This window comes from Pseudomonas sp. HMSC066A08 (genome assembly GCF_001813025.1).
In the GTDB taxonomy this organism is placed as follows: domain Bacteria; phylum Pseudomonadota; class Gammaproteobacteria; order Pseudomonadales; family Pseudomonadaceae; genus Pseudomonas; species Pseudomonas aeruginosa.
Map to the genome: position 1 here is coordinate 20,647 of NZ_KV811261.1, position 21,923 is coordinate 42,569.

Annotated in this window: 23 protein-coding genes and 1 pseudogene; 15 read left to right on the forward strand and 9 right to left on the reverse strand. The window is 67.6% G+C overall.

Going from position 1 to position 21,923, the window contains the following annotated elements; translation table 11 throughout:
* Window positions 1-111: 111 nt before the first annotated feature.
* Entirely contained in the window at window positions 112-1,290 is a 1,179-nt protein-coding gene (gene rocR, locus HMPREF2886_RS03845; protein ID WP_033972399.1) for a two-component system response regulator cyclic di-GMP-specific phosphodiesterase RocR, read from the reverse strand.
* 282 nt (window positions 1,291-1,572) lie between these two features.
* Between rocR and HMPREF2886_RS03850 the strand changes: the two genes are divergently transcribed.
* Together HMPREF2886_RS03850 and HMPREF2886_RS03855 are read left to right on the forward strand one after the other, a co-directional pair.
* On the forward strand, window positions 1,573-2,202 hold the full coding sequence (locus tag HMPREF2886_RS03850; RefSeq protein ID WP_033972397.1) for a response regulator transcription factor: 630 nt from the start codon (window positions 1,573-1,575) through the stop codon (window positions 2,200-2,202).
* A gap of 293 nt (window positions 2,203-2,495) precedes the next feature.
* On the forward strand, window positions 2,496-3,737 hold the full coding sequence (locus tag HMPREF2886_RS03855; protein ID WP_083318518.1) for a TIGR03862 family flavoprotein: 1,242 nt from the start codon (window positions 2,496-2,498) through the stop codon (window positions 3,735-3,737).
* A 22-nt stretch (window positions 3,738-3,759) separates the two neighbouring features.
* On the opposite strand, the gene HMPREF2886_RS03860 is transcribed toward HMPREF2886_RS03855, so the two are convergent.
* The 3 genes from HMPREF2886_RS03860 to HMPREF2886_RS03870 form a co-directional block, all read right to left on the reverse strand.
* A complete protein-coding gene (locus HMPREF2886_RS03860) occupies window positions 3,760-5,109 on the reverse strand; it encodes an RNA helicase RhlE1 (protein WP_033972394.1) in 1,350 nt (449 codons plus the stop codon).
* Between the two features lie 77 nt (window positions 5,110-5,186).
* Complete coding sequence (locus HMPREF2886_RS03865; RefSeq protein WP_033977521.1) at window positions 5,187-5,690, reverse strand: LabA-like NYN domain-containing protein; 504 nt, start codon at window positions 5,688-5,690, stop codon at window positions 5,187-5,189.
* A gap of 65 nt (window positions 5,691-5,755) precedes the next feature.
* Window positions 5,756-6,475, reverse strand: coding sequence for a DUF2076 domain-containing protein (locus HMPREF2886_RS03870; RefSeq protein ID WP_070746827.1), 720 nt, complete (start codon window positions 6,473-6,475; stop codon window positions 5,756-5,758).
* 99 nt (window positions 6,476-6,574) lie between these two features.
* On the opposite strand from HMPREF2886_RS03870, the pseudogene HMPREF2886_RS03875 reads away from it, so the two are divergent.
* The 4 genes and pseudogenes from HMPREF2886_RS03875 (at window position 6,575) to HMPREF2886_RS03890 (ending at window position 9,647) form a co-directional block, all read left to right on the forward strand.
* A pseudogene (locus HMPREF2886_RS03875) lies at window positions 6,575-7,154 on the forward strand (cysteine hydrolase family protein).
* A 157-nt stretch (window positions 7,155-7,311) separates the two neighbouring features.
* Window positions 7,312-8,406 (forward strand): dimethylsulfone monooxygenase SfnG, encoded by a 1,095-nt coding sequence (sfnG, locus tag HMPREF2886_RS03880; protein ID WP_033972391.1) that lies wholly within the window; start codon window positions 7,312-7,314, stop codon window positions 8,404-8,406.
* A gap of 83 nt (window positions 8,407-8,489) precedes the next feature.
* Complete coding sequence (locus tag HMPREF2886_RS03885; protein WP_039026984.1) at window positions 8,490-9,146, forward strand: DUF7847 domain-containing protein; 657 nt, start codon at window positions 8,490-8,492, stop codon at window positions 9,144-9,146.
* A gap of 66 nt (window positions 9,147-9,212) precedes the next feature.
* Window positions 9,213-9,647 carry a VOC family protein gene (locus HMPREF2886_RS03890; protein ID WP_033938989.1) on the forward strand — a complete coding sequence of 145 codons (435 nt, stop codon included), beginning with the start codon at window positions 9,213-9,215 and terminating at the stop codon, window positions 9,645-9,647.
* 6 nt (window positions 9,648-9,653) lie between these two features.
* Here HMPREF2886_RS03890 and HMPREF2886_RS03895 read toward each other — a convergent pair whose 3' ends face one another.
* The gene (locus HMPREF2886_RS03895; protein ID WP_033972388.1) at window positions 9,654-10,490 is read right to left on the reverse strand and encodes an SDR family oxidoreductase; all 837 of its coding nucleotides are present in this window, start codon (window positions 10,488-10,490) and stop codon (window positions 9,654-9,656) included.
* A gap of 61 nt (window positions 10,491-10,551) precedes the next feature.
* Here HMPREF2886_RS03895 and HMPREF2886_RS03900 point away from each other — a divergent pair, with 61 nt between their 5' ends.
* The 3 genes from HMPREF2886_RS03900 (at window position 10,552) to HMPREF2886_RS03910 (ending at window position 12,942) form a co-directional block, all read left to right on the forward strand.
* The gene (locus HMPREF2886_RS03900) at window positions 10,552-11,691 is read left to right on the forward strand and encodes an endonuclease/exonuclease/phosphatase family protein (RefSeq protein ID WP_033972387.1); all 1,140 of its coding nucleotides are present in this window, start codon (window positions 10,552-10,554) and stop codon (window positions 11,689-11,691) included.
* An 88-nt stretch (window positions 11,692-11,779) separates the two neighbouring features.
* Entirely contained in the window at window positions 11,780-12,511 is a 732-nt protein-coding gene (locus HMPREF2886_RS03905; protein WP_070746829.1) for a substrate-binding periplasmic protein, read from the forward strand.
* Between the two features lie 23 nt (window positions 12,512-12,534).
* Window positions 12,535-12,942: a hypothetical protein gene (locus HMPREF2886_RS03910; protein WP_003093113.1), complete on the forward strand. Its 408-nt coding sequence runs from the start codon at window positions 12,535-12,537 to the stop codon at window positions 12,940-12,942.
* 10 nt (window positions 12,943-12,952) lie between these two features.
* Here the strand turns inward: HMPREF2886_RS03910 and hrpB are convergent, their stop codons facing one another.
* On the reverse strand, window positions 12,953-15,469 hold the full coding sequence (gene hrpB / locus HMPREF2886_RS03915) for an ATP-dependent helicase HrpB (RefSeq protein WP_070746831.1): 2,517 nt from the start codon (window positions 15,467-15,469) through the stop codon (window positions 12,953-12,955).
* A 141-nt stretch (window positions 15,470-15,610) separates the two neighbouring features.
* Here hrpB and HMPREF2886_RS03920 point away from each other — a divergent pair, with 141 nt between their 5' ends.
* Complete coding sequence (locus HMPREF2886_RS03920; RefSeq protein ID WP_003093116.1) at window positions 15,611-16,027, forward strand: hypothetical protein; 417 nt, start codon at window positions 15,611-15,613, stop codon at window positions 16,025-16,027.
* Between the two features lie 88 nt (window positions 16,028-16,115).
* Window positions 16,116-17,012: a CDF family cation-efflux transporter FieF gene (fieF, locus tag HMPREF2886_RS03925; protein WP_033972383.1), complete on the forward strand. Its 897-nt coding sequence runs from the start codon at window positions 16,116-16,118 to the stop codon at window positions 17,010-17,012.
* Here the strand turns inward: fieF and HMPREF2886_RS03930 are convergent.
* The gene (locus HMPREF2886_RS03930) at window positions 17,005-17,688 is read right to left on the reverse strand and encodes a DUF6515 family protein (protein ID WP_033977510.1); all 684 of its coding nucleotides are present in this window, start codon (window positions 17,686-17,688) and stop codon (window positions 17,005-17,007) included. The two genes, fieF and HMPREF2886_RS03930, sit on opposite strands and share 8 nt — an antisense overlap.
* Before the next feature lie 447 nt (window positions 17,689-18,135).
* Between HMPREF2886_RS03930 and HMPREF2886_RS03935 the strand changes: the two genes are divergently transcribed.
* From HMPREF2886_RS03935 to HMPREF2886_RS03945, 3 genes are all read left to right on the forward strand, one after another.
* Window positions 18,136-18,645 carry an Lrp/AsnC family transcriptional regulator gene (locus tag HMPREF2886_RS03935; protein ID WP_003119210.1) on the forward strand — a complete coding sequence of 170 codons (510 nt, stop codon included), beginning with the start codon at window positions 18,136-18,138 and terminating at the stop codon, window positions 18,643-18,645.
* Between the two features lie 201 nt (window positions 18,646-18,846).
* Window positions 18,847-19,056: a DUF2788 domain-containing protein gene (locus HMPREF2886_RS03940; protein WP_003093125.1), complete on the forward strand. Its 210-nt coding sequence runs from the start codon at window positions 18,847-18,849 to the stop codon at window positions 19,054-19,056.
* Window positions 19,057-19,156: 100 nt separating this feature from the next.
* A complete protein-coding gene (locus HMPREF2886_RS03945; protein ID WP_003093127.1) occupies window positions 19,157-19,549 on the forward strand; it encodes a globin in 393 nt (130 codons plus the stop codon).
* A gap of 33 nt (window positions 19,550-19,582) precedes the next feature.
* Here the strand turns inward: HMPREF2886_RS03945 and HMPREF2886_RS03950 are convergent, their stop codons facing one another.
* Window positions 19,583-20,152: a pseudouridine synthase gene (locus tag HMPREF2886_RS03950; protein WP_003114324.1), complete on the reverse strand. Its 570-nt coding sequence runs from the start codon at window positions 20,150-20,152 to the stop codon at window positions 19,583-19,585.
* Window positions 20,153-20,290: 138 nt separating this feature from the next.
* Between HMPREF2886_RS03950 and HMPREF2886_RS03955 the strand changes: the two genes are divergently transcribed.
* Window positions 20,291-21,376, forward strand: a complete 1,086-nt coding sequence (locus HMPREF2886_RS03955; RefSeq protein WP_070746833.1) for an MBL fold metallo-hydrolase — start codon at window positions 20,291-20,293, stop codon at window positions 21,374-21,376.
* Here HMPREF2886_RS03955 and HMPREF2886_RS03960 read toward each other — a convergent pair.
* Window positions 21,334-21,900, reverse strand: coding sequence for an SEC-C metal-binding domain-containing protein (locus tag HMPREF2886_RS03960; RefSeq protein WP_003161869.1), 567 nt, complete (start codon window positions 21,898-21,900; stop codon window positions 21,334-21,336). The genes HMPREF2886_RS03955 and HMPREF2886_RS03960 overlap by 43 nt on opposite strands.
* Between the last annotated feature and the right edge of the window lie 23 nt (window positions 21,901-21,923).

A 21,923-nucleotide genomic window follows, 5' to 3' on the forward strand; every position in this document is an offset into this window, starting at 1 on the left:
AGGCCGGCGTCTGAACGAGGCCAGGCGCGGCCAGGGAAAAGGGCTGACGCGATGCGTCGGGCGTTCGGCCGGCAGTCCGGTGCGAGGCGACCCGCTGCCGACGCCACGGCCTCAGGAACCGGAGCAGTAGTCGAGGAAATGCTGTTCCGGCATCGGTCGGGCGAACAGGTAGCCCTGGGCTATCGAGCAACCGAGCTCGATCAGGCGCACCCGCTGCTCGTCGCTCTCCACCCCCTCGACCACCAGGGAAATCCCCAGCGCCTGCGCCAGAGCCACCACGCTGCTGATGACGGCACAGCTTCTCGGCTGGCTTTTCATCTTGTGCACGAAGGTCCGGTCGAGCTTGATCTGGCTGAACGGAAACTCGCATAGCCGGTCGAGGGAGGAGTAGCCGGCGCCGAAGTCGTCCATCGCCAGGCCACAGCCCATGATCCGCAGGCGCACCAGGTTCTCCAGGCTGCTCGCCGGCGCGCTGATGAGGCCGGTTTCGGTGATCTCGAACATCACGGAACTGGGCGGAAGGTGGAACTCGGTCAGCAACGCCGAGATGTTTTCGGCCAGTGCCCGGGCCCCCAGTTGCGAAGGATGGATGTTGAACGCTAGATTGATCGGCTGCCCGAGTTGAGCCAGCTTCCTGCGCATCGACAGCCCCTGGCTGAACAGTTGCCAGAACAGTTTGTCGATCAGGTTGTAGCTCTCCATCACATACAGGAAATGCGAGGGCGGCAGCACGCCCAGGTGCGGATGGTTCCAGCGCGCCAGGACCTCCGCGCCGATCAGCCCGCCGCCGTCGAGGGCCACCTTCGGCTGGTAGTAGGCTTCGAATTCGCCGTTGTCCAGGCCGCGCACGACGTCCGCCACCGAGGGCAGCTCGGCCACCTCGACCTGCCGCGGCTGGTCCTGGCGATGGGCGTTATAGCGGGTCAGCAGGGCGGTGATACGCTCCAGGCTGAACGGTTTGCCGAGGTCGCCGAGAAAGTTCAGGCCCAGGCATTCGATCATGGAAATGGTGGCCTGGCGCAGGATAGGATCGACCTCGCTGCTGAGGATCACCGAATGGACCTTGCCGCTCAGGCTCGCATGGCGAAGAAAGGCCAGGCCGTCCATGCCGCTCATCTGCAGGTCGCAGATGGCGATGTCCACATGCCCGCAGGACTCCAGAATAGCAACGGCCTCCTTGCCATCCGCCGCTTCGAGGATCGATCCGGGCACAACCTTCTTCAGGGCGGTGACAGCCACCAGACGCTGGAATGGCTCATCTTCCAGCACCAGCACATTCAAATCATTCATCGCGGTTCACGCAGGGATTCCAGAAAATACCGGCGATATACTGCTGTTTTTCCCTTACTAGACCTATGGGACAAGTCCCCATGTTTTGTGGGAATTTTCCTACTGATTTGAAGGCCCCGTTGGATTAGCATGAGTACACATGAAAAAGCGGATCGCCCTGCCGTAACAGGCTATCCTGGGCAGCGATATCGGCTTAGCGCCCCAACATGGATGACCAGCAGTGGAAGCGCTCGGGAAGTCGAAGCCCGGGGCAACACTGGTCCCTCAAGGTAAATCGAACTTATGCATACCGTCCTGATCGTCGACGACCACCCCGTCATCCGTCTCGCCGTGCGCGTCCTGCTGGAAAAGCATGGGTTGCAGGTGGTCGCCGAGACGGACAATGGCGTGGATGCCGTCCAGTTGGTCCGGGAGCACGAACCGGACGTGGTGATTCTCGACATCGGCATTCCCAAACTCGATGGCCTGACCGTGATCTCGCGGATCAAGTCCCTGGGACTGCGCAGCCAGGTGCTGGTACTCACTTCGCAATCCGCAGAGGCGTTCTGCAAGCGCTGCATCCAGGTCGGTGCCCGTGGGTTCGTCAACAAGGAAGAAGACCTGAACAACCTGATCAACGCCCTGAACGCCGTGACCGCTGGCTACACGTTCTTTCCTTCGCTCACGTTCGATACCCTCGGCACCCCGCCGGAACGCATTTCCGAAAGCGAGCTTATCGGCCTGCTCTCCGACCGCGAGATGATCGTCCTCCAGCATCTCGCCATGGGCTATTCGAACAAGGCCATCGGCGAGAAGCTGTTCCTCAGCAACAAGACCGTCAGCACCTACAAGACCCGCCTGCTGCAGAAGCTCGGCCTGGGTTCACTGGTCGACCTCGCGGAGTTCGCCAAGCGCAATTCGCTGATCAACTGACCTGGCGCTTCGCTGTCGAAGCCCAGGCCCAGGGCACCTTCGAGCAAGCGCGGGCGGAAGCCGTTCCTGCCACGCGGCGAGCGTCGGCGGATTTCCACAAAGCATGTGGAACCGCCTGTGGATAAGGTGCGAAAAACGCTTCGCGCAGCGCATCGTGCCTGGCCTCCCGACGGTTGATCAGTTCCTGACCAGGCGCACGGCGAGCGGACCAGGTGGCATCGACAAGGCTCGGAGGCGGTCTTCGCCTCGGTTACACTGCACGCCGGTTTCCCCAGGTCTCGCTCGTCGTCCACATGCCCAGTCAAGCATCCTCCCCTTCCCCCCAGGTCGCCATCGTCGGCGGCGGTCCCGCAGGCCTGATGGCCGCGGAGGTCCTGAGCCAGGCGGGCGTACGCACGGAAGTGTTCGACGCCATGCCGTCGGTCGGCCGGAAATTCCTGCTCGCGGGCGTCGGCGGCATGAACATCACCCATGCCGAGGCCAGGGAACAATTCCTCGGCCGCTATGGCAGGCGCCAGAAGGAAATAGCCGCACTGCTCGGCGAATTCGACGCGGATGCATTGCGCGCCTGGATCCACGGCCTGGGTATCGACACCTTCGTCGGCAGTTCCGGCCGGGTGTTCCCCTCCGACATGAAGGCCGCGCCGTTGCTCCGTGCCTGGCTCAAGCGCCTGCGCGAGCAAGGCGTGCTCATCCACACCCGCTGCCGTTGGCTGGGCTGGAACGCGGACGGTACGCTGGACGTCCAGAGCGCTGCCGAGCGCCTGTCGATACGGGCCGAGGCCGTGGTCCTGGCGCTCGGTGGCGGCAGTTGGCAGCGCCTGGGCTCCGACGGCGCCTGGGTACCGCTGCTGCGCGCCCGTGGCATCGAGGTCGAGCCCCTGCGGCCAAGCAATTGCGGTTTCGAGATCGGTGGCTGGAGCGAGCTGTTTCGCGACAAATTCTCCGGCGCTCCGGTCAAACCGGTGGCCATGGGACTGGCGGGCGAAACGCCGCGCCAGGGCGAATTCGTCGTGACCCGCGACGGTATCGAGGGCAGCCTGGTCTATGCCCTCTCCGCCGCCATCCGCGAACGGATCGAGGCACGGGGCTCGGCCGAAGTATGGCTGGACCTGTTGCCGAACAGGCGTCGCGAGCAGATCGAGGCATCCCTGGCTCGCCCGCGCGGTTCCAGGTCGATGGCCAATCACCTGCGCAGCCAGTTGGGCATCGATGGGGTTCGGGCAGGCCTCCTGCGTGAACTCACCCCCGCCGCCACCTATGCCGAGCCGGCCCGCCTGGCGGCGGCGATCAAGCGCCTGCCGCTGACGCTGCTGCGCCCGCGTCCGCTGGACGAAGCGATCAGCAGCGCCGGCGGCGTGCGCTTCGAGGCGCTCGACCGCGACCTGATGCTCACCGGCCTGCCCGGCGTGTTCTGCGCCGGGGAAATGCTCGACTGGGAGGCGCCCACCGGCGGCTACCTGTTGACCGCCTGCTTCGCCAGCGGGCGCGTGGCCGGACTCGGCGCGCTGGCCTGGTTACGCGGCAGGGGCTAGAGGCCAGTACGCCAACGCCTCGCTATTTGCCGGAGGGCCGCTTCTTCGGCTTGCCCGCCGCGCCCGCGCCGAAGCCCGGCGCCTTGCGCACCGCCTTGACCGTCGGCGCGCTGCTGTCGAACCAACTGCCCAAGTGGATCTTGCCGGGCTTGCCGGCGCTCTCCGCGGCCTTGGGTTTCTTCGGCTTCTTCGGTTTCTTCAGCACCACGCCGCCCGGCGCGGTCTGCGGGACCCGGTGCTCCGGCTCGAAGTCGGGCTCCTCGCGGCGCTGCAGGGTCTGCCCGATCAGCGTCTCGATCGCCGCCAGCAGCTCCACTTCGTCAGCGCAGACCAGCGACACCGCCTGGCCGGAGGCACCGGCACGGCCGGTACGGCCGATGCGATGCACGTAGTCCTCGGCGACGATCGGCAGATCGAAGTTGACCACCAGCGGCATTTCCTCGATATCCAGGCCACGCGCGGCCACGTCGGTGGCTACCAGCAGGTCTACCTCGCCGGCCTTGAACCGCTGCAAGGCGCGCAGCCGCGCCGGCTGCGGCTTGTCGCCATGGATCGAGTCGGCGGCGATACCCTGCCGCTGCAACAGTCCAACCAGTTCCTCGACGCTCTTGCGGGTCTTGGCGAAGACCAGCGCCTGGCGCCAGCGATTGGCCTGCAACAGGTGGCAGAACAGCTCGGCCTTGCGCTTCTTGTCCACCGGCACCAGCCATTGCCTGACGCTCTTCGCCGCGATATTGCGCGGACTGACCTCGATGGACAGCGGATCGCGCAGCAGTTCGCGGGCCAGCGTGCGGATGGCGTCGGAGAAGGTCGCGGAAAACAGCAGGGTCTGGCGCTTGCGTGGCAGCGCGGCGAACAGCTCGTCCAGCTCGCGGGCGAAACCGAGGTCGAGCATGCGATCGGCCTCGTCCAGCACCAGCGCCTGGAGCTGGGCAAACTTCACCGCGTTCTGCCGATACAGGTCGAGCAGCCGCCCGGGAGTGGCGACGAGAATGTCTACCCCCTTGCGCAGCTTCATCATCTGCGGGTTGATGCTGACCCCACCGTAGGCCACCGCGGTACGCAGCGGCAGGTACTGGCCGTAGTCGCGAATACTGGCGTGGACCTGTTCGGCGAGTTCGCGGGTCGGAACCAGGACCAGTGCGCGCACCGAGTTGGCAGCGACCTGCGGCCCCTCCAGGGTCAGCCGCTGCAGCAAGGGTAGGGCGAAGCCGGCGGTCTTGCCGGTGCCGGTCTGCGCCGCGGCGAGCAGGTCGCGGCCCTTGAGCGCCGGGGGTATGGCCTGGGCCTGGATCGGCGTAGGCGTGCCGTGGCCGAGCCCTTCGAGGGCCTTGAGCAGGGGGTCGAGCAGACCGAGGGAAGCGAACGTCATGAGCGGCTCGGAAAAAAGGAAACGGACGGCATTCTAGCGGATTCGCCGTCTCCCATCGTCCTCTGGAGCGCGGCCGGTCAGCCCTTGAGCAGCAATCCGCCCTCGATCGGCACGTAGCGCGACGCCGCGCGGATCAGCGCGTTGGCGGTCAGGCCAGGTACCCCGTAGGCCGTAGCCACGACGCCGTGGGTGCGGATGACCTTCTCCAGCAGCAGATCGAAGTCGCCGTCACCGGACAGCAGCACCACTTCGTCCACCCGCGGCGCGGCATCCAGTACGTCGATGGTGATGCCGACATCCCAGTCCCCCTTGGCCGAACCGTCGGCACGCTGGATGTAGGGCTTCAGCTTCACCGTGAAACCGAGGTTGCGCAGAATCTGCTGGAACTGCTGCTGACGCGGGTCGCCGCGGTCGATGGCGTAGGCATAGGCCTCGACGATGCTCCCGCCGCGAGCGATGTCTGCCCACAGGGCGGCGTAGTTGAGATGGCAGCCGTAGGCCTGGCGCACGGTGTAGTAGAGGTTCTGCACATCGGCGAAGACAGCGATCTTCTTCGCCGCGGGCGACTCGGGACGACTCAAGGGGAACTCCGGAACGACGGCAGTGGGCCACCATTATCGCAGCCCACGGCCCGCAACCCTAACGGTCAGGTGAACAAATCGTCGTCGCCGAGGAAGCTGGAGTCGTCGTTGAAGTCGCTATCGCTGAAATCGCCATCGGCGAAACCGCCGTCGGCGGGATAGGCGCTATCGGCGAAACGTTCGGTCGCCGGCTCGGGATCGGCAAACTGGCTGGCGTCGAGATTATCCACCGGGACGTCCTGGATCACCTCGACGATTTCCTGCGGCTGGCTGTGGCGGAACATGCCGGTGAGCAGGTCGGCCACCAGCATCCCGCCAGCGACCCCGGCGGCCGTCTGCAGCGCGCCGCCGAGAAAGCCGCTGGACCGCGAAGGTGCGGCCGCCGCGGCGGGCGCCATGCCCGGACGCATGTCGCCGGCCCCCGCCGCCGCCGGATTGGAGAAACGCGTCTCGCCCCAGCCCGCCGGGCGCCCCGGTTGGTTCGGCGCCGTCTCGTCGCGCGCGCCGCCGCCGAACAGACCGGAGAGGAAGCCGCCGCTGCTCGGACGGCTCTGCTGCAACTGGGCGACCTGCGCCTCGAGTTCCTTCACCCGTTGGTCGAGGCGCTTCAGCGCGGCTTCCTGGATCAGCACCACCTGCGCCATGTAGTACGGCGCCGCCGGCTGCCGCACCAGGTGCTGGTTGATCTGCGCCTCGGCCTCGGCGTCACGCGGAGCGGACTGCCCCTCGGCCTCGCGCAGGCGGCTGAACAGACCGTCGATCAGGGTTTTCTCATCGGATTTCATCGCACGCCTCGACTGCATTTCGAGAAGGAAGGATGGATTGCACCACAGGGAAATATTGGAGCACCCTGCACGATCTCAAGTTCCTCCGGTGAATTCCCGATGAATGACGACGCCCAGCGCCCCACACGGTCCCAGGTCGCCCTGCTGATCGTCGACCTGCAACGCGGCATGCAACGCGATGACCTGCCGCCGCGCAACAATCCCGACGCCGAGGCGCGCGTCGTCGAACTGCTTGCCGCCTGGCGCGCCGCCGGCTGGCCGGTGGTGCATGTCCGGCACGTTTCCCGGCAGCCCGGCTCGCCCTTCGCGCCCGGCCAGCCCGGCGTGGAGTTCCAGCCAGCGCTGGCGCCGCGCGACGACGAGGCGGTGTTCGAGAAGAACGTTCCCGACGCTTTCATCAACAGCGGCCTGCAGCGCTGGCTCCATGTCCGCGACATCCGCCAGGTGGCGCTCGTCGGGGTAGCCACGGAGAACTCGGTGGAAGCCAGCGCACGCAGCGCCGGCAACCTCGGCTTCCAGACCTGGGTAGTGGCCGCCGCCTGCTTCACCTTCGCCAAGCCCGATTTCCACGGCACCCCGCGCAGCGCCGACGAGGTGCATGCGATGGCGTTGGCCAACCTGCACGGCGAGTACGCCGGTACTGCGCACCGCCGAACTGTTGCAGCGCTTGCCGGCCTGACTGTCTGCCGGGCAACAGCCGGACAACAGGGCTGTCCGGCAGAAGACAGGCCGGTTCCGCCATATCACCCATAAGCCATTGATTCGAAAACATGAATCCGGGATGGCACGGTTCCTTCATAGACACCGGACCACGCACCTACCCGGAGATAACCCCGATGAGCCAAGAGCAACAGCCGATCCGCTTCGCCTACTGGGTGCCCAACGTCAGCGGCGGCCTGGTGGTGAGCAAGGTCGAGCAACGCACCAGTTGGGATATCGACTACAACCGCAAGCTGGCCCAGTTGGCGGAACGCAACGGCTTCGACTATGCCCTCTCGCAGATCCGCTTCACCGCCGGCTACGGCGCCGAGTACCAGCACGAGTCGGTGGCCATCAGCCACGCCCTGCTGGCGGCCACCGAGAAGCTCAAGGTGATCGCGGCGATCCTGCCTGGCCCCTGGCATCCGGCGGTGGTGGCCAAGCAACTGGCGACGATCGACCAACTGACCAATGGCCGGGTCGCGGTGAACATCGTCAGCGGCTGGTTCAAGGGAGAGTTCACCGGCATCGGCGAACCCTGGCTGGAGCACGACGAACGCTATCGGCGCTCCGAGGAGTTCATCCGCGTGCTGAAAGGCATCTGGACCGAGGAAAACTTCACCTTCAAGGGCGATTTCTATCGTTTCCACGACTACACCCTGAAACCCAAGCCGATCCAGCAGCCGCACCCGGAAATCTTCCAGGGCGGTAGCTCGCGAGCGGCTCGGGACATGGCCTCGCGCGTGTCCGACTGGTACTTCACCAACGGCAACAGCATCGACGGCATCCGCGCCCAGGTCGAGGACATCCGCGCCAAGGCGGCGGCCAACGGCCATTCGGTCAAGATCGGAGTGAACGCCTTCATCATTGCCCGCGACACCGAGGAGGAAGCGCGGGCGGTGCTCGACGAGATCATCGCCAAGGCCGACTACGAGGCGGTGAACGCCTTCGGCGACGCGGTGAAACAGGCCGGCAAGGCCTCGCCGGAGGGCGATGGCAACTGGGCCAAATCCACCTTCGAAGACCTGGTGCAATACAACGACGGCTTCAAGACCAACCTGATCGGCACGCCACGGCAGATCGCCGAACGCATCGTCGCGCTGAAGGCGGCCGGGGTCGACCTGGTGCTGTCGGCCTTCCTGCACTTCCACGAAGAAGTGGAGTATTTCGGCAAGCACGTGTTGCCGCTGGTCCGCGAACTGGAGCAGGCCCAGGCCCGCGAAGCAGCCTGAACGGCAACGGCGGCCGCCAGGCGTTGGCCTCGGCGGCCGGCTGGGTTAGAGTCGCGGGCTCGTATCCGATCTGCCGACCCGCGATGAATCCTCTGCTGCCGCTGCGTGACGCCTGGTTCTTCTTCACCCGCCACCTGACCACCCTGGTGCCGCTCTGCCTGCCCTGGATATTCCTCGAAAGCCTGCTCCAGCAGCAGATCGACGAAGCCGTCGGCCCCCAGCAGATGGGCGCCTGGAGCCTGGTCGCCGGACTGCTCTTCTACCCGCTCTACACCGCAGCCCTGATCCTGTTCATGGACGCGCGCGGGCGCGACGAGCAGCCTCGCGTCGGCCAGCTGTGGAGCGCCGCGCTGCGCCTGTGGCCAGCCTTCGCGCTACTCGCGGCGCTGACTTCGCTGCTGATCGTGCTCGGCCTGTCGCTGCTGATCCTGCCGGGCATCTTCGTCATGGTGAAGCTGTCATTCGCCGAATTCTGCCTGGTGCTGCGCGGCCGTAGTCCGCTGCAGGCACTACGGGAAAGCTTCGAGTTCACCCGTGGGCGATTCTTCCTGATCCTCGCCTGTTCGCTGGTGATCCTGCTGCCGGTCTGGAGCCTGGAAGCCTGGCTCGCCGATTCGGCCGGCGACGCCGTCGTGCTGCGGGTCGCCCTGCATACGCTCAGCGGGTTCTTCCAGCTGCTGTTGACCATCGTCGCCTTCCGCATCTACAGCCTCGGTCCGGCGCCACGCAACGGGATGTGAACGGCGCCGCGCGCCGATTCGCCGCGCTGGCCTATGCTTGACGAGCCCAGCCTCGAGGAACGGACCATGAGCGACGAATCGGCCAACCCCAGTTGCATTTCCCATCTGTCCATCGGCACCAACGACTTTCCCCGTGCCCGAGCCTTCTACGACACGGTGATGGCCGCCCTAGGCTGCAAGGTAATCCTCGAATACCCCGGCGCCGTGGCCTACGGCAAGCTCTATCCGGAGTTCTGGGTGCAGGCGCCGATCGACGGCCGTCCCGCCAGCGTCGGCAACGGCAGCCACGTCGGCTTCTTCGCCGACAGCAAGGCCCAGGTCGACGCCTTTCACGCCGCCGCCCTGGCCGCCGGCGCACGCGACGAGGGCGCGCCGGGCCCGCGTCCGCTTTACGGCGAGCCCTACTACGGGTGTTTCATCCGCGACCTCGACGGGCACAAGGTCGAGGCCTCCTACTGGGACATGAGCCAGGGCTTCGACGCCCACGACCACGCCCACTGAGCGCCGTCAGGGTTGCGGCTTGAGTCCCGACAGGCGCGGCACCAGCAGCTTTTCGAAGAGACGCGGAAAGAAGCGCGCCAGCAGCCGCGCCCGCCAGTTGACGTTGGACAGCACCAGCAGGCGCCGGCGCCGCGCGGCGCCCTGGAAGATCGCCTCGGCGACCTCCACCGGCGATGCCACCTGGCTGCCCAGCACTTGCACCGGCTGGCGAGTCACCGAGCCATCGCCGACCAGCGCGTTCTTGCGCAGGTCGGTGGCGGTGAATCCCGGGCAGGCCAGGGTCACGCTGACGCCGGTGCCTTCCAGCTCCATCCGCAGGGTGTCGAACAGCCCGTGCAAGGCATGCTTGCTGGCGTTGTAGGCGCTGCGGTAGAGCAACGGGGCGAAACCGGTCAGCGAACCGAGCACGACGATCTGCCCGCGCCGTTCGAGCAGGCTCGGCAGCGCCGCGCGGGTGCAATGCACGGCGCCGAAGAAGTTCACCGCCATGACCTTGCGGAAAACCCCCAGGCCGGTTTCGGCGAAGGTACCGCGGTGGGTAATGCCGGCGTTGTTGACCAGCACGTCGATGCCGCCGAAGCGCTCCACCGCCAGCGCCACGGCACGCTCCACCGCATCGGCGTCGGCAACGTCGCAGCGCAGGCCGAGCGCCTCGCCGCCGAGGTGGTCGCGCAGGTGCTGGACCAGGCTGTCCAGCGCCGCCTGGTCGAGGTCGATGATCGCCAGTCGCGCACCGGCCCGGGCGAAACGCAGTGCCAGCGCGCGACCGATGCCGGAACAACCACCACTGACCAGCACTACCTTGTGGCGGTAGGCCTGGCTGCTGAATACCTTGCGCGGCATGCGGTACCCTCCCGCTCGAAAAAACGCGAACCCTTGCGTCAATTCGACCGGCAAGGGTGAAATGCGCGGCGGCAAGCTCTATGCTCTGGTCCTTTCCAGCATAGTCTCGATTGCGATGTCACTGCCCCGTCTACGCAACCTGCTGTTCGTCGGCCTGCTCCTGCTGGTCGGCGGCGCCCTGCTCGCCAGCTACCTGCTGAGCTGGCAACCCGCCGATCGCGAAGCCGCGCCCCTGCATTGCCAGGGCGCCGCGCCGGCGCTGAAGCCGGGTCAGGCCCTGAAGGTGATGACCTGGAACATCCAGTACCTGGCCGGCAAGCGCTACGTCTTCTGGGACGACCTGCCGGATGCCACCGGCCCGGACCAGCGTCCCACCGCCGAAGACCTGGCGTTCACCCTCGACGAGGTGGTCCGGGTGATCCGCGACGAGCAGCCGGACCTGGTCCTGCTCCAGGAAATCGACGATGGCTCCAGCGCCACCGACGATCAGGACCAACTGGCGCTGATCCAGGAGCGCATCAACGATCTCTACCATTGCAGCGCCCAGGCCTACGAGTGGAAGTCGGCCTTCGTGCCGACGCCGCACATCTTCGGCAGCGTCGGCCGCAAGCAGGCCACCCTGAGCCGCTATCGCATCGGTAGCGCCGAGCGGCGCCAGTTGCCGACACGCGATGGCGGGCTGTTCGACCGCCTGTTCGGGCCGCGCCCGGCGATCCTGGTCAGCCATCTGCCGATCGACGGCGGCGGCGAGCTGGCCGTGCTCAACGCCCGCTTCGACCGCCCGCAGGCGGACGACGACACCCTCGAGCGCCAGGTCGAGACCACCCGTACGCTGCTCGACGAACTGCAGGCCAGGCGCACGCCCTGGCTGCTCGGCGGCGACCTCAACCTGCTGCCGCCCGGCCAGTATCCCTACCTGCTGGCGCCGCTGCGCGCGCCCTACCGGGAAGACAGCGAACTGGCCGTCCTGAGCGGGCGCTTCCCGATGGTGCCGTCGCTGGAAGAGGCCAGTGGCGTCGACCAGGTCCGCTGGTACACGCACTTCCCCAACGACCCACGGGTCCAGGGGCCGGACCGGACCCTCGACTACCTGTTCCACAGCCCCTCGCTGACCCGTCTCGATGCCCGGGTCCGGCGCAGCGATACGCTGCAGATCTCCAACCACCTGCCGCTCGCCGCGCGCTTCCTGCTGCCCCATTGACCGGGCGCGCCGGGCTGGACAAGCGGCCCGGCGCGCCGCATGCTTCGCCACCATTCATAACAACAAAAAAACGGCAAGGCCGCACACCATGCCCCTACGCACCACAACGCCCCTGCTCGCGCTACTGGCGTTCGCCCTGCTGGCCGCCCCGCTCCATGCGCAGGATGCAAGGCCGTCATTGAACGTCGGCTACTACGAATTTCCCCCCTACATCTATACCGCCCGGGATGGCCACGCCGCCGGTTCCGGCGCACGCCTGGTCCGCCTGCTGCTGGAGCGGGCCGGCTATCGTCCGGCGTTCCGCGCCCTGCCCAGTGCCCGCCTGTACCTGGAGCTGCAGGACGGCAGCGTGGCGCTGTGGGCCGGCGCGGCCAAGCCGGAGCTGGCCGCCGATACCTTCCAGGCGCGGCGCGTGCTCGGCCACGTCAGCCTGAACCTGTACTACCCGGCGCACCAGCCGGCACCGCGGGTTCCCCAGGACCTGGCCGGACGCCGGCTGATCCTGATCAGCGGCTACAGCTACTGGAAACCGGTCACCGACTTCATCCAGGACCCCAACCTGCACCTGCGCCTGTACCGCACCGGCACCCACCACGCCGCCTTGCGCATGCTCGAACTCGGGCGCGGCGACTACCTGCTCGACTACCAGGCGCCGGTGGAAGCGGCCAGCCGCCAGGCGTTGGCAAGCCAGGAACTGTACCGCCTGCCGCTGCGGATGATGATCTCGCGCCACATTCCCGGCGCCGAAGCGCTGCGCGACCGCCTGGACCAGGCCTACGACCAGTTGCGGAGCGACGGCGCCGACCTGTCCCTGCTGTGAACCGACCCCGGAGGAGGAGCCCGATGCATACCGCCATCCCCTGCTGCACGATCAACGGCGAACAGCCCGCACTGCGCGGACAGGTCTGCCAGTCGCTGCTGATCCAGGAATGGTGGTGGGAAGGCCGTCCGGCCGATCCGGTGAACGTGGTCTACCTGCAGTTCGAGCAGCGCTGGTACCGCCTCTACTTCGAAGGCGAGACGGTGTTCTGGCGCAGCGGCGAAGCGCCGCGGCCCTGCGAGAACGACGAAGGCCCGGGCGAATACCGCCTGCACGACCTCGGCCGGCAGCGCGGCCTGGTCGGCGTGCGCCTGCTGGCCCTGGAATTCGTCCTCAACGGCCCGACCCTGGACAGCCACTTCGACTTCGCCGACGGCCAGCGCCTGAGTTTCCGGCACTTCCTCGACGACGACCTGACCCGGGTGCTCTGAGCGCCGTCGGCTACTTGCGTGGCTTGGCCCGGGCAGTGGCCTCGGCCACCAGCGGGTCGTCCGGCCAATAATGCTTCGGATAACGCCCCTTCAGGTCCTTCCTGACTTCCGCATAGGTGCTGCGCCAGAAGTTCGCCAGGTCCTGGGTCACCTGCACCGGGCGATGCGCGGGAGACAGCAGGTGCAACTTCACCGCCAGGCGGCCCTGGGCGATGCGCGGAGTGTCGCCGAGGCCGAACAGTTCCTGCAGGCGTACCGCGAGGATCGGCGGGGTTTCGCTGTAGTCCAGGCGAATGCGCGAGCCGGAGGGGACTTCCAGGGCTTTCGGCGCCCACTCGTCGAGACGCTGCGGCAACGGCCAGGGCAGCAGCCCGGCGAGGATCGAAGCCAGGTCGAGGTTGGCGAAGTGAGCCAGGCGGGTGACCTTGCCGAGATAGGCCGGCAACCATTCCTCCAACCGTTCCAGCAACGCGGCGTCGCTGACGTCCGGCCACTCGCTCTCGCCCTTGTCTTCCAGGTCCAGCCGGCGCAGCAAGCCGATGCGCGCCTGCCACTGGCGCAGTTCCGGGGTCCAGGGCAACAACTCCAGGCCCTTGCGCCGGACCAGGCCGAGCAGCGCCTGGCTGCGCGCCGCTTCGTCGAGGCCGGGCAGCGCCTCGCTGGACAGCACCAGTTCGCCGACCCGGCGCTGGCGCTCGGCGCGCAGCACGCCTTCGCGCTCGTCCCACTGCAGTTCGTCGCGCTGGCTGACCTGCTCCGCCAGGACCGTATCGAACAACCTCGGATCGAGTTCGGCGGCCAGGTAGATCCGCTCTTCGCGTTGGCCCTGGCGGCTGCCCAGATCGGCGATCACCAGCCAGGGCTGCTTCATCAGGCTGTCCGGTTCGCCAAACTGCGCAGCGCGTCCATTGGCCAGCCGGTAGTCGCCGCCACCGGCGCGGCGCTGGCGAGCGATGCGGTCGGGATAGGCGAAGGCCAGCAGGCAACCCAGCCAACGCGGATGACCGGGATCGACGACCGCCTCGCTGGCGGCGCCGCGCAGGTAACCGCGGAACTGCCGGGCCAGTTGCCGGGCGCGCTGTACCGCGCCGCGCGAGGCGCCAGCGCGGGCCTCGCCGGCGAGCAGGGCGAGACGGCTGTGCAGGTCGGCACCGCCGCCACGCTGTATGTCACGTTCGCCGAGCAGCGCCGCTACGTCGCAAGCCAGTTCGCCAAGGCCGAGGGCCTGGCCGCGCAGCAGCAGGTGGGCAATGCGCGGATGGGTCGGCAATTCGGCCATCGCCTGGCCATGGGCACTCAACGCGCCGCTGGCGTTCAGCGCCCCCAGCCGCCCGAGCAGCTCGCGGGCCTGGGCGTAGGCCGCCGCGGGCGGCGCGTCGAGCCAGGCCAGCTCCTCCGGCGCCACGCCCCAGCGCGCCAGTTGCAGGGCCAGCCCGGCCAGATCGGCCTGGAGGATTTCCGCCGTGCCGTAGGCAGGCAACTGCTCATGCTGGCTCTCCGACCACAAGCGGTAGCATACGCCCGGCTCCAGGCGCCCTGCGCGGCCGGCACGCTGGGTAGCGGAGGCGCGGGAGATGCGCTGGGTCTCCAGGCGGGTCATGCCGCTACCCGGATCGAAGCGCGGCACCCGCGCCAGGCCGGCGTCGATCACCACCCGCACGCCGTCGATGGTCAGGCTGGTCTCGGCGATGTTGGTCGCCAGCACCACCTTGCGCGTGCCCCGCGACGCCGGCTCGATGGCGGCGCGCTGGGCGGCGAGGTCGAGTTCGCCATGCAGCGGGCAGAGCAGCACCTCGGGACGCCCGCCAAGGGCTTCGCGCAAGCCTTCGTGAACGCGGCGGATCTCGGCCTGGCCGGGAAGAAAGACCAGCACGCTGCCGCTTTCCTCCGCCAGCGCCTGGAGCACCGCCTGCTGCACCCGCGGCTCGATGAACTCGCCGGGTTGCGCCGGCCGTCCCCAGCGGATATCCACCGGGAACATGCGGCCCTCGCTGCGCACCACCGGCGCCTCGCCGAGCAGCGCCGCAAGACGCTCGCCCTCCAGGGTCGCCGACATCACCAACACTTTCAGCGGCGGCTCGTCGCGCAACAGTTCGCGGCCATTGAGAGTCAGCGCCAGGGCCAGGTCGGCATCCAGGCTGCGCTCGTGGAATTCGTCGAAGATCACCAGGCCGACACCGTCCAGCGCCGGGTCGTCTTGCAGTCGACGGGCGAGGATACCCTCGGTGACCACTTCGATGCGGGTCTTCGGGCCGACCCTGCTCTCCAGGCGGATCCGGTAGCCGACGGTCTCGCCGACCTTTTCGCCCAGCTCGGCGGCCAGCCGCTCGGCCGCGGCCCGCGCCGCCAGGCGTCGCGGTTCGAGCATGAGGATGCGTTGGCCGGTGAGCCAGGGCTCGTCGAGCAGGGCCAGCGGCACCCGGGTGGTCTTGCCGGCGCCCGGCGGGGCTTCCAGAACGGCCTGGTGTTGTGCGCCAAGGGCCTGGCGCAGGGCGGGAACAACGGCGTCGATGGGTAGGGAAATCATGCTGGCTCCGGACTGACCGGCGAAGTATACCGGCGAACCGGCAGGCGCTTTCGGCGGTCTTATCGTCATCGTCGCGGCAGAAGATTGCCGAACGCTGGTCGATTGCTATAGTTCGCCGTCATGTTCACCCGGAGGTCATACATGCGCCTTGCCACCCGCGTTTCCTGTGCCGTTCTCAGTGCAGCCCTGCTGAGCCAGTTGTCGGCCTGCGGTACGCTGTTCTACCCCGAGCGACGCGGCCAGATCGACGGTCGCATCGATCCGGCCATCGTCGCCTTCGACGCCATCGGCCTGCTGTTCTATATCATTCCCGGCCTGATCGCCTTCGGCGTCGACTTCGCCACCGGCGCCATCTACCTGCCCGACGCCAAGTACTCGGTGGCCCCGGAAGTACTCAAGGATGCCGTCGGCGCGGACGGCAAGGTCGACAACCGCAAGCTCAAGGCCATTCTCGAACGCGAGATCGGCCGTGAACTGCCGCTCGACGACCCGCGCCTGATCCGCCACAGCGGCAGCGTCGAGCAACTGGCGGCCTATGGCCTGAAGCCGGCCGCCTGATCCACCCTCCGAGCGCGACCGTGCGTCAGTGCCCGGTCGCCGCCCGGTTGGTTTACAGTGGCGCCGTCCCTCCTGACAGAAGCGCCCCATGAGTCCCGATTCCCCCCACGCCCGCCTGCTGCGCCTGGCCACCCTGGCCTCGCTCGGTGTCGCCGTCACCCTGGTCATCGGCAAGGCCATCGCCTGGTGGCTGAGCGGTTCGGTGAGCCTGCTCGCCGGCCTCACCGACTCCCTGCTGGACAGTGCCGCCTCGCTGCTCAACCTGCTGGCGGTGCACTATTCGCTGCGCCCGGCCGACGACGACCACCGCTACGGCCACGGCAAGGCCGAGGCCCTGGCCGGCCTGGCCCAGGCCATGTTCATCGGTGCCAGCGCGGTGCTGGTGGCTATCCAGGCGGTCGAGCAATTGCGCGACCCGCAGCCCCTCGGCGCTGCCACCTGGGGCATCGCGGTGATGCTGCTGTCGCTGCTGCTCACGGCCCTTCTCCTGGCCTTCCAGACCCACGTCATCCGCCGCACCGGTTCCAACGCGATACGCGCCGACTCGCTGCACTACCGCTCGGACCTGCTGCTCAACGCCAGCATCCTCGTGGCACTGCTCCTGGCCCGCTACGGCTGGCCACAGAGCGACGGCCTGTTCGGCCTGGGCATCGCCCTGTACATCCTCTGGAGCGCCCTGCAGATCGCTCGCGAGTCGGTGTCGATCCTAATGGACCGGGAACTGCCCACCGACATCAGCGAGCGCATGCGCGAACTCGCCTGCAGCGTGCCGGGAGTGCTCGGCGCGCACGACGTGCGTACGCGGATCTCCGGCAACCACTGGTTCGTCCAGTTGCACCTCGAACTGCCCGGCGAGCTGAGCCTGTCGGTGGCCCACGCCCTGACCGACCGCGCAGTGCTGGCGATCAAGCGCGAATACCCGAAGGCCGAGGTACTGATACATGCCGACCCGCAGGAAGTGGTCGGCAAGGAAACCGTCAGTTGACGCTGTAGCCGCGCCCGTTCAGGCAGGCGGCCATGGCCCGGCGGTAGCCATTGGCGACCTCGGCGGCCGGCGCGTAGGTCGCCCCCGCCGGGTCGAAGCCGCTCTCGCCCACCGCCCAGCGGTGGCACTCGTAGCGGTCGCGGCCCTGCTGGTCGGGCCCCTGGCCGCGCGCGGGGTAGGCCACCACGTCGTAGCCGGTGGCCGGCACGCTGACCGGATAACCGGGCCCCGCTGCCTGCGGCGGCGGGCTGACCACTTCGTACTCGCGGGTGTCGGCATGCCACAGGTAGTAAGTGCCGCTGGCAAGAAAGTACAGCACGCTGCCCAGCCAGACCTGCTCCGCATAGGGCGGCAGGCTGCGGACGCGCACCCCGCGGGGCGGCACGACCAGCACATAGCGTGGACCGTCGGGTCGGTACCAGTAGCCGTCGTGGAAGAAATACTCGCCGCCGCGATAGGGCACCCGCAGGTGTCCGCGCGGCAAGGCCTCCACCACCCGGCCCGGACGCCAGTCGGGATGCGGTCCCCAACTGCCGCCGTGCGCTTCGCCGCGGCCAGGTCCCGGTTGTCCGTGGGCAACACCGCGCTCGCCGCCGGGTCCGCCGCGTCCCCCTCGGCCGTCGTCGGCCTGCGCCTGGACGCACAGGCTCAGCGAGAGAGCGCCCACCCCGAGCATTCGCCACCATCCACCGTTCATCGTCTGCCTCGCCCCGGGCCTGGTCGCCCGGCCACGTTCGAATGATCCCGGGAACGACTTTCCGCCGTTTTCCGCCAAGGGTGGGTAAACGCCGGGTAAAGAATGGGTAAAAGCGCGGCACGGGCCGGATCGCGGGCAAAGAAAAAGGGAGGCCCGTCGACCTCCCTTCTGGGGTAACTGTCCTGGCTCGGCGCTGTTGGCGACGGCTCACCTCACTCCACCTTCTGGGCGGTGTGCAACCCGGAGGCCGGCGCAACCCTGTAGGGTCGGCGGCCACGGCTGGCCTGATTGGGCGAGCCGTGATGGACGAGAGGTCCGGGCCGTGAATCTGGGTAAAAGAATACGTCGCCAGGCGCGACCAATGATTGCTAATATTGCTCACCAGAACCTTGATTGCGCAATAAATCACTCAAATTCATCTTGCCAATGGCAATCAACCTGAAAGAAATCCTCGCCATGAACAAACTCGACCGCTACGACCTGCGTATCCTCGAAGAACTCCAGCGCGACGCACGCATCTCCAACCAGGAACTGGCAGAACGGATAGGCCTGTCGCCATCGCCCTGTTCGCGACGGGTCAAGCAGCTCGAGGACGACGGCTACATCGTCCGCCAGGTAGCCTTGCTGGACCGCAAGAAGCTCGGCCTGAGCCTCACCGCCTTCGTCCTCATAGGCATGGATCGACACACACCGGAACGCTTCGAACATTTCCAGGAAGTCATCGGCAAATGCCCGGAAGTGCTGGAGTGCAGCCTGGTCACCGGGATGGACGCGGACTACCAGTTGAAGGTCGTGGTGCCGGACATGGACCACTACCAGAAGCTCCTGCTGGGTACCCTGACGCGCATCGAGGGGGTCTCCAGCGTGCGCTCCAGCTTCGTCCTCAACCAGGTGCTGGCGAGTACCGAACTGCCGCTGGAGCACCTGCGCGATTGATCGTAGCGAGACCTGGGACATGACACGGAACAGTCGGCATGCCGTATAATCGGCAGCCTGTTTCAGTTGTCATGCCCGCGTGGCCCCCGCATATAAAGAGCAGCCTGCTCGTAGAACGATAAACGCCTTGCCCGCCCCCCATGGCACGCTCCGTCCGACCGCGAGCCGGACTTCGTTTGCTTGAAAATCCGGAGGTTGCCAATGGATCCCGAACTGTTCGAAGAGTGGATGATGACCGGTCTGGTGACCGTGCTTATCCTGTTCATGGCTTTCATCGTGTGGGACCTGGCGAAGAAGTCGAAAGCCGGCAAGTTCGGAACCCTGATCCTGTTCTTCGCCCTCGGCCTGGGCGTACTGGGCTTCATCATCAAGGGCCTGGTCATCGGCAGCCTCGAAGGCGCGGGCATGTAACCCCGGCGCCACGCGCGTCATCCAACCACTCGTAATCATCCGCCGGCCCCGGCCAACGGGGCCGGCTCGCCTTGCCATTGCCTAGAACAAGGGAGTCGCCATGAACGCCGCCGACCGCGTCATGCAGAGTTATGGACGCTGCTGTGCCAGCACCGGATTCTTCGATGATTTCTACCGGCATTTCCTCGCCAGTTCCCCGCAGATTCGCGCCAAGTTCGCCACCACCGACATGACTGCGCAGAAACACCTGCTGCGTGCCGGGATCATGAACCTGGTGATGTACGCCCGCGGCATGTCCGACAGCAAGCTGCGCGCCCTCGGCGCCAGCCATTCGCGCGCCGCGCTGGATATCCGCCCGGAACTCTACGACCTGTGGCTGGACGCCCTGCTGATGGCGGTCGCCGAGCACGACCGCGACTGCGACGCCGAAACCCGCGACGCCTGGCGCGACGTGATGGGTCGCGGCATCGCCGTGATCAAGTCGTACTACTGATCGTTCCGCGCCCGCTGGACGACGCCACTCTCGTCAGTCCAGCCGCGCCGGCACTTCCCGCCATTCCCCGAGGCCCAGGCCGTCCAGGCTCCAGGGGCCGATCCGCACCCGCACCAGCCGCAGCGTCGGCAAGCCCACCGCCGCCGTCATCCGCCGTACCTGGCGATTGCGCCCCTCGCGGATCACCAGTTCCAGCCAGTGGGTCGGTACCGACTTGCGAAAACGCACCGGCGGCACCCGCTCCCACAACGTCGGCTCGTCCAGCAGACGCGCCTCGGCGGGCAGCGTCGGGCCGTCGTTGAGCGTCACTCCCTCGCGCAGGCGCCGCAATTGCTCCTCGTCAGGCGTGCCTTCGACCTGCACCCAGTAGGTCTTCGGCAGCTTGTGCCGGGGGTCGGCGATGCGCGCCTGCAGGCGACCGTCGTTGGTCAGCAGCAACAGGCCCTCGCTGTCGCGGTCCAGGCGCCCGGCCGGATACACGCCCGGCACCGGGATGAAGTCCTTGAGGGTCGAACGCCCTTGCTCGTCGTTGAACTGGGTCAGTACGTCGAACGGCTTGTTGAACAGCAGCAGCTTCGGCTCGCTCGGCGGCGCCTTGGCCACCCGGCGTGGCGCAGGACGGGCGGGATGACGCGGGGAAGGACGCGGGGGACGGGACATGACTGGAAACGAGTTGGCTTGATCGGGGTACCGGGCGGCATGCTAGGTTGTCCGCGAGCCTGACCGCAAGAGCATCCCCTCATGCCCTCCCTGCGTCCCACCTGGCTGATCAGCCTGCTGACCCTGGCCGGCTGCGCTGGCAGCGCCTATCAGGGTCCGCCTTCGGACCATTTCGACGGCGAACGTTTCCGCAATATCCAGCCGACCGCGCACAAGAGCCTGCGCGACCTGCTCAAGTGGCAGTGGAACCGCCCGCCGCAACGCCCGTGGGTCGCCCTGCCGCCGACGGCAACGCCGCCAAGGGTGAACGAGCGCGCCCGCGGCGAGGAACTGCGGGTCACCTACATCAACCACGCCACCCTGCTGATCCAGCACCGCGGCCTGAACATCCTCACCGACCCGGTCTGGTCGCAACGGGTCAGCCCACTCGCCTTCATCGGCCCGAAACGCCACCATCCGCCCGGGTTGACGCTCGACCAGTTGCCGCCGATCGACCTGGTGCTGGTGAGCCACAACCACTACGACCACCTCGACCTGGAAACCCTGCGCCAGCTCCACCGGCGCTGGCCGACAGCCAAGGTGGTCAGCGGCCTGGGCAACGCCGGGCTGATCCGCCAGACAGGTTTCGCCGACGTCGTGGAGATCGACTGGTGGCAGGCCGTGCCGTTGGGCGCTGGCCTGACGCTGCATGGCGTACCGGTGCAGCACTGGTCGTCGCGCACCCGCAGCGACACCAACCGCACGCTCTGGCTCGGCTTCGTCATCGACTCGCCGGACGGCCCGCTGCTGTTTCCCGGCGATACCGGGCTCGGCCCGGAGTTCGGGCTGATCCGCCAGCGCTTCGGGGCGATGCGTTTCGCCGCCCTGCCGATCGGCGCCTACGAACCGCGCTGGTTCATGCGCGACCACCACATGAATCCCGACGACGCGGTGCAGGCCCATCGCACGCTGCAGGCGCAGACCAGCATGGCCATCCACTTCAGCACCTTCAATCTCACCGACGAACAGCAGGACGACCCGCCCAAGGCGCTCCAGGCGGCGCTGCGCAGCCAAGGCGTGGACCCGGCGACCTTCGGCACGCCGAAACCCGGCGAGCAGTGGCGCGTCGCACCGCGCAACGTCGCTCAGGAGGCCGGGGCCACCAGGCGGGAGCAACAGTTGCGGTAGCGCTTGCCGCTGCCGCACGGGCAAGCCTGGTCGCCACGGCCGCCCAGGGCCAGCCAGCTTTCCAGGCGCGCGGCCATCCCGGCCAGGCGCTCGCGGGCCTCGTCGTCCAGGCCGGCGCGGGCCAGTTGGCGTCGCAGGCCGAGGTAGTCTTCCAGCAGGACATCGCGGCTGAGCGCCTGGTACTGGTCGGCCAGCGGCACGCCTTCGTAGCGCCGCTGCGGGTCGGCCAGGAAAGCGATGGCGCCCGCCTGCGGCAGGACATTCCACAGGTTGCCGCGCGGATCGCGCCAGCAAGCGCTGAAACGCGCGCGCAGGGCCAAGCCACGCCATTCTTCCAGGATCCAGCCGTCGACCCGCTCGCCGCCGAGGGCTTCGACCGCCCGCCCGACCGAGAACCACGGTTCGCCGGCCAGGCTTTCCGGCATCGGCAACGGCGCTGCCACTTCCGGTGCGGCATCGGGCACCAGGCGGCGGGCGAAGCGACGGAGCGGGTTGCTGAGATGAGTGGGGGCGCTGAACGGCATGGGGCTCACATCGATGGCAGGCG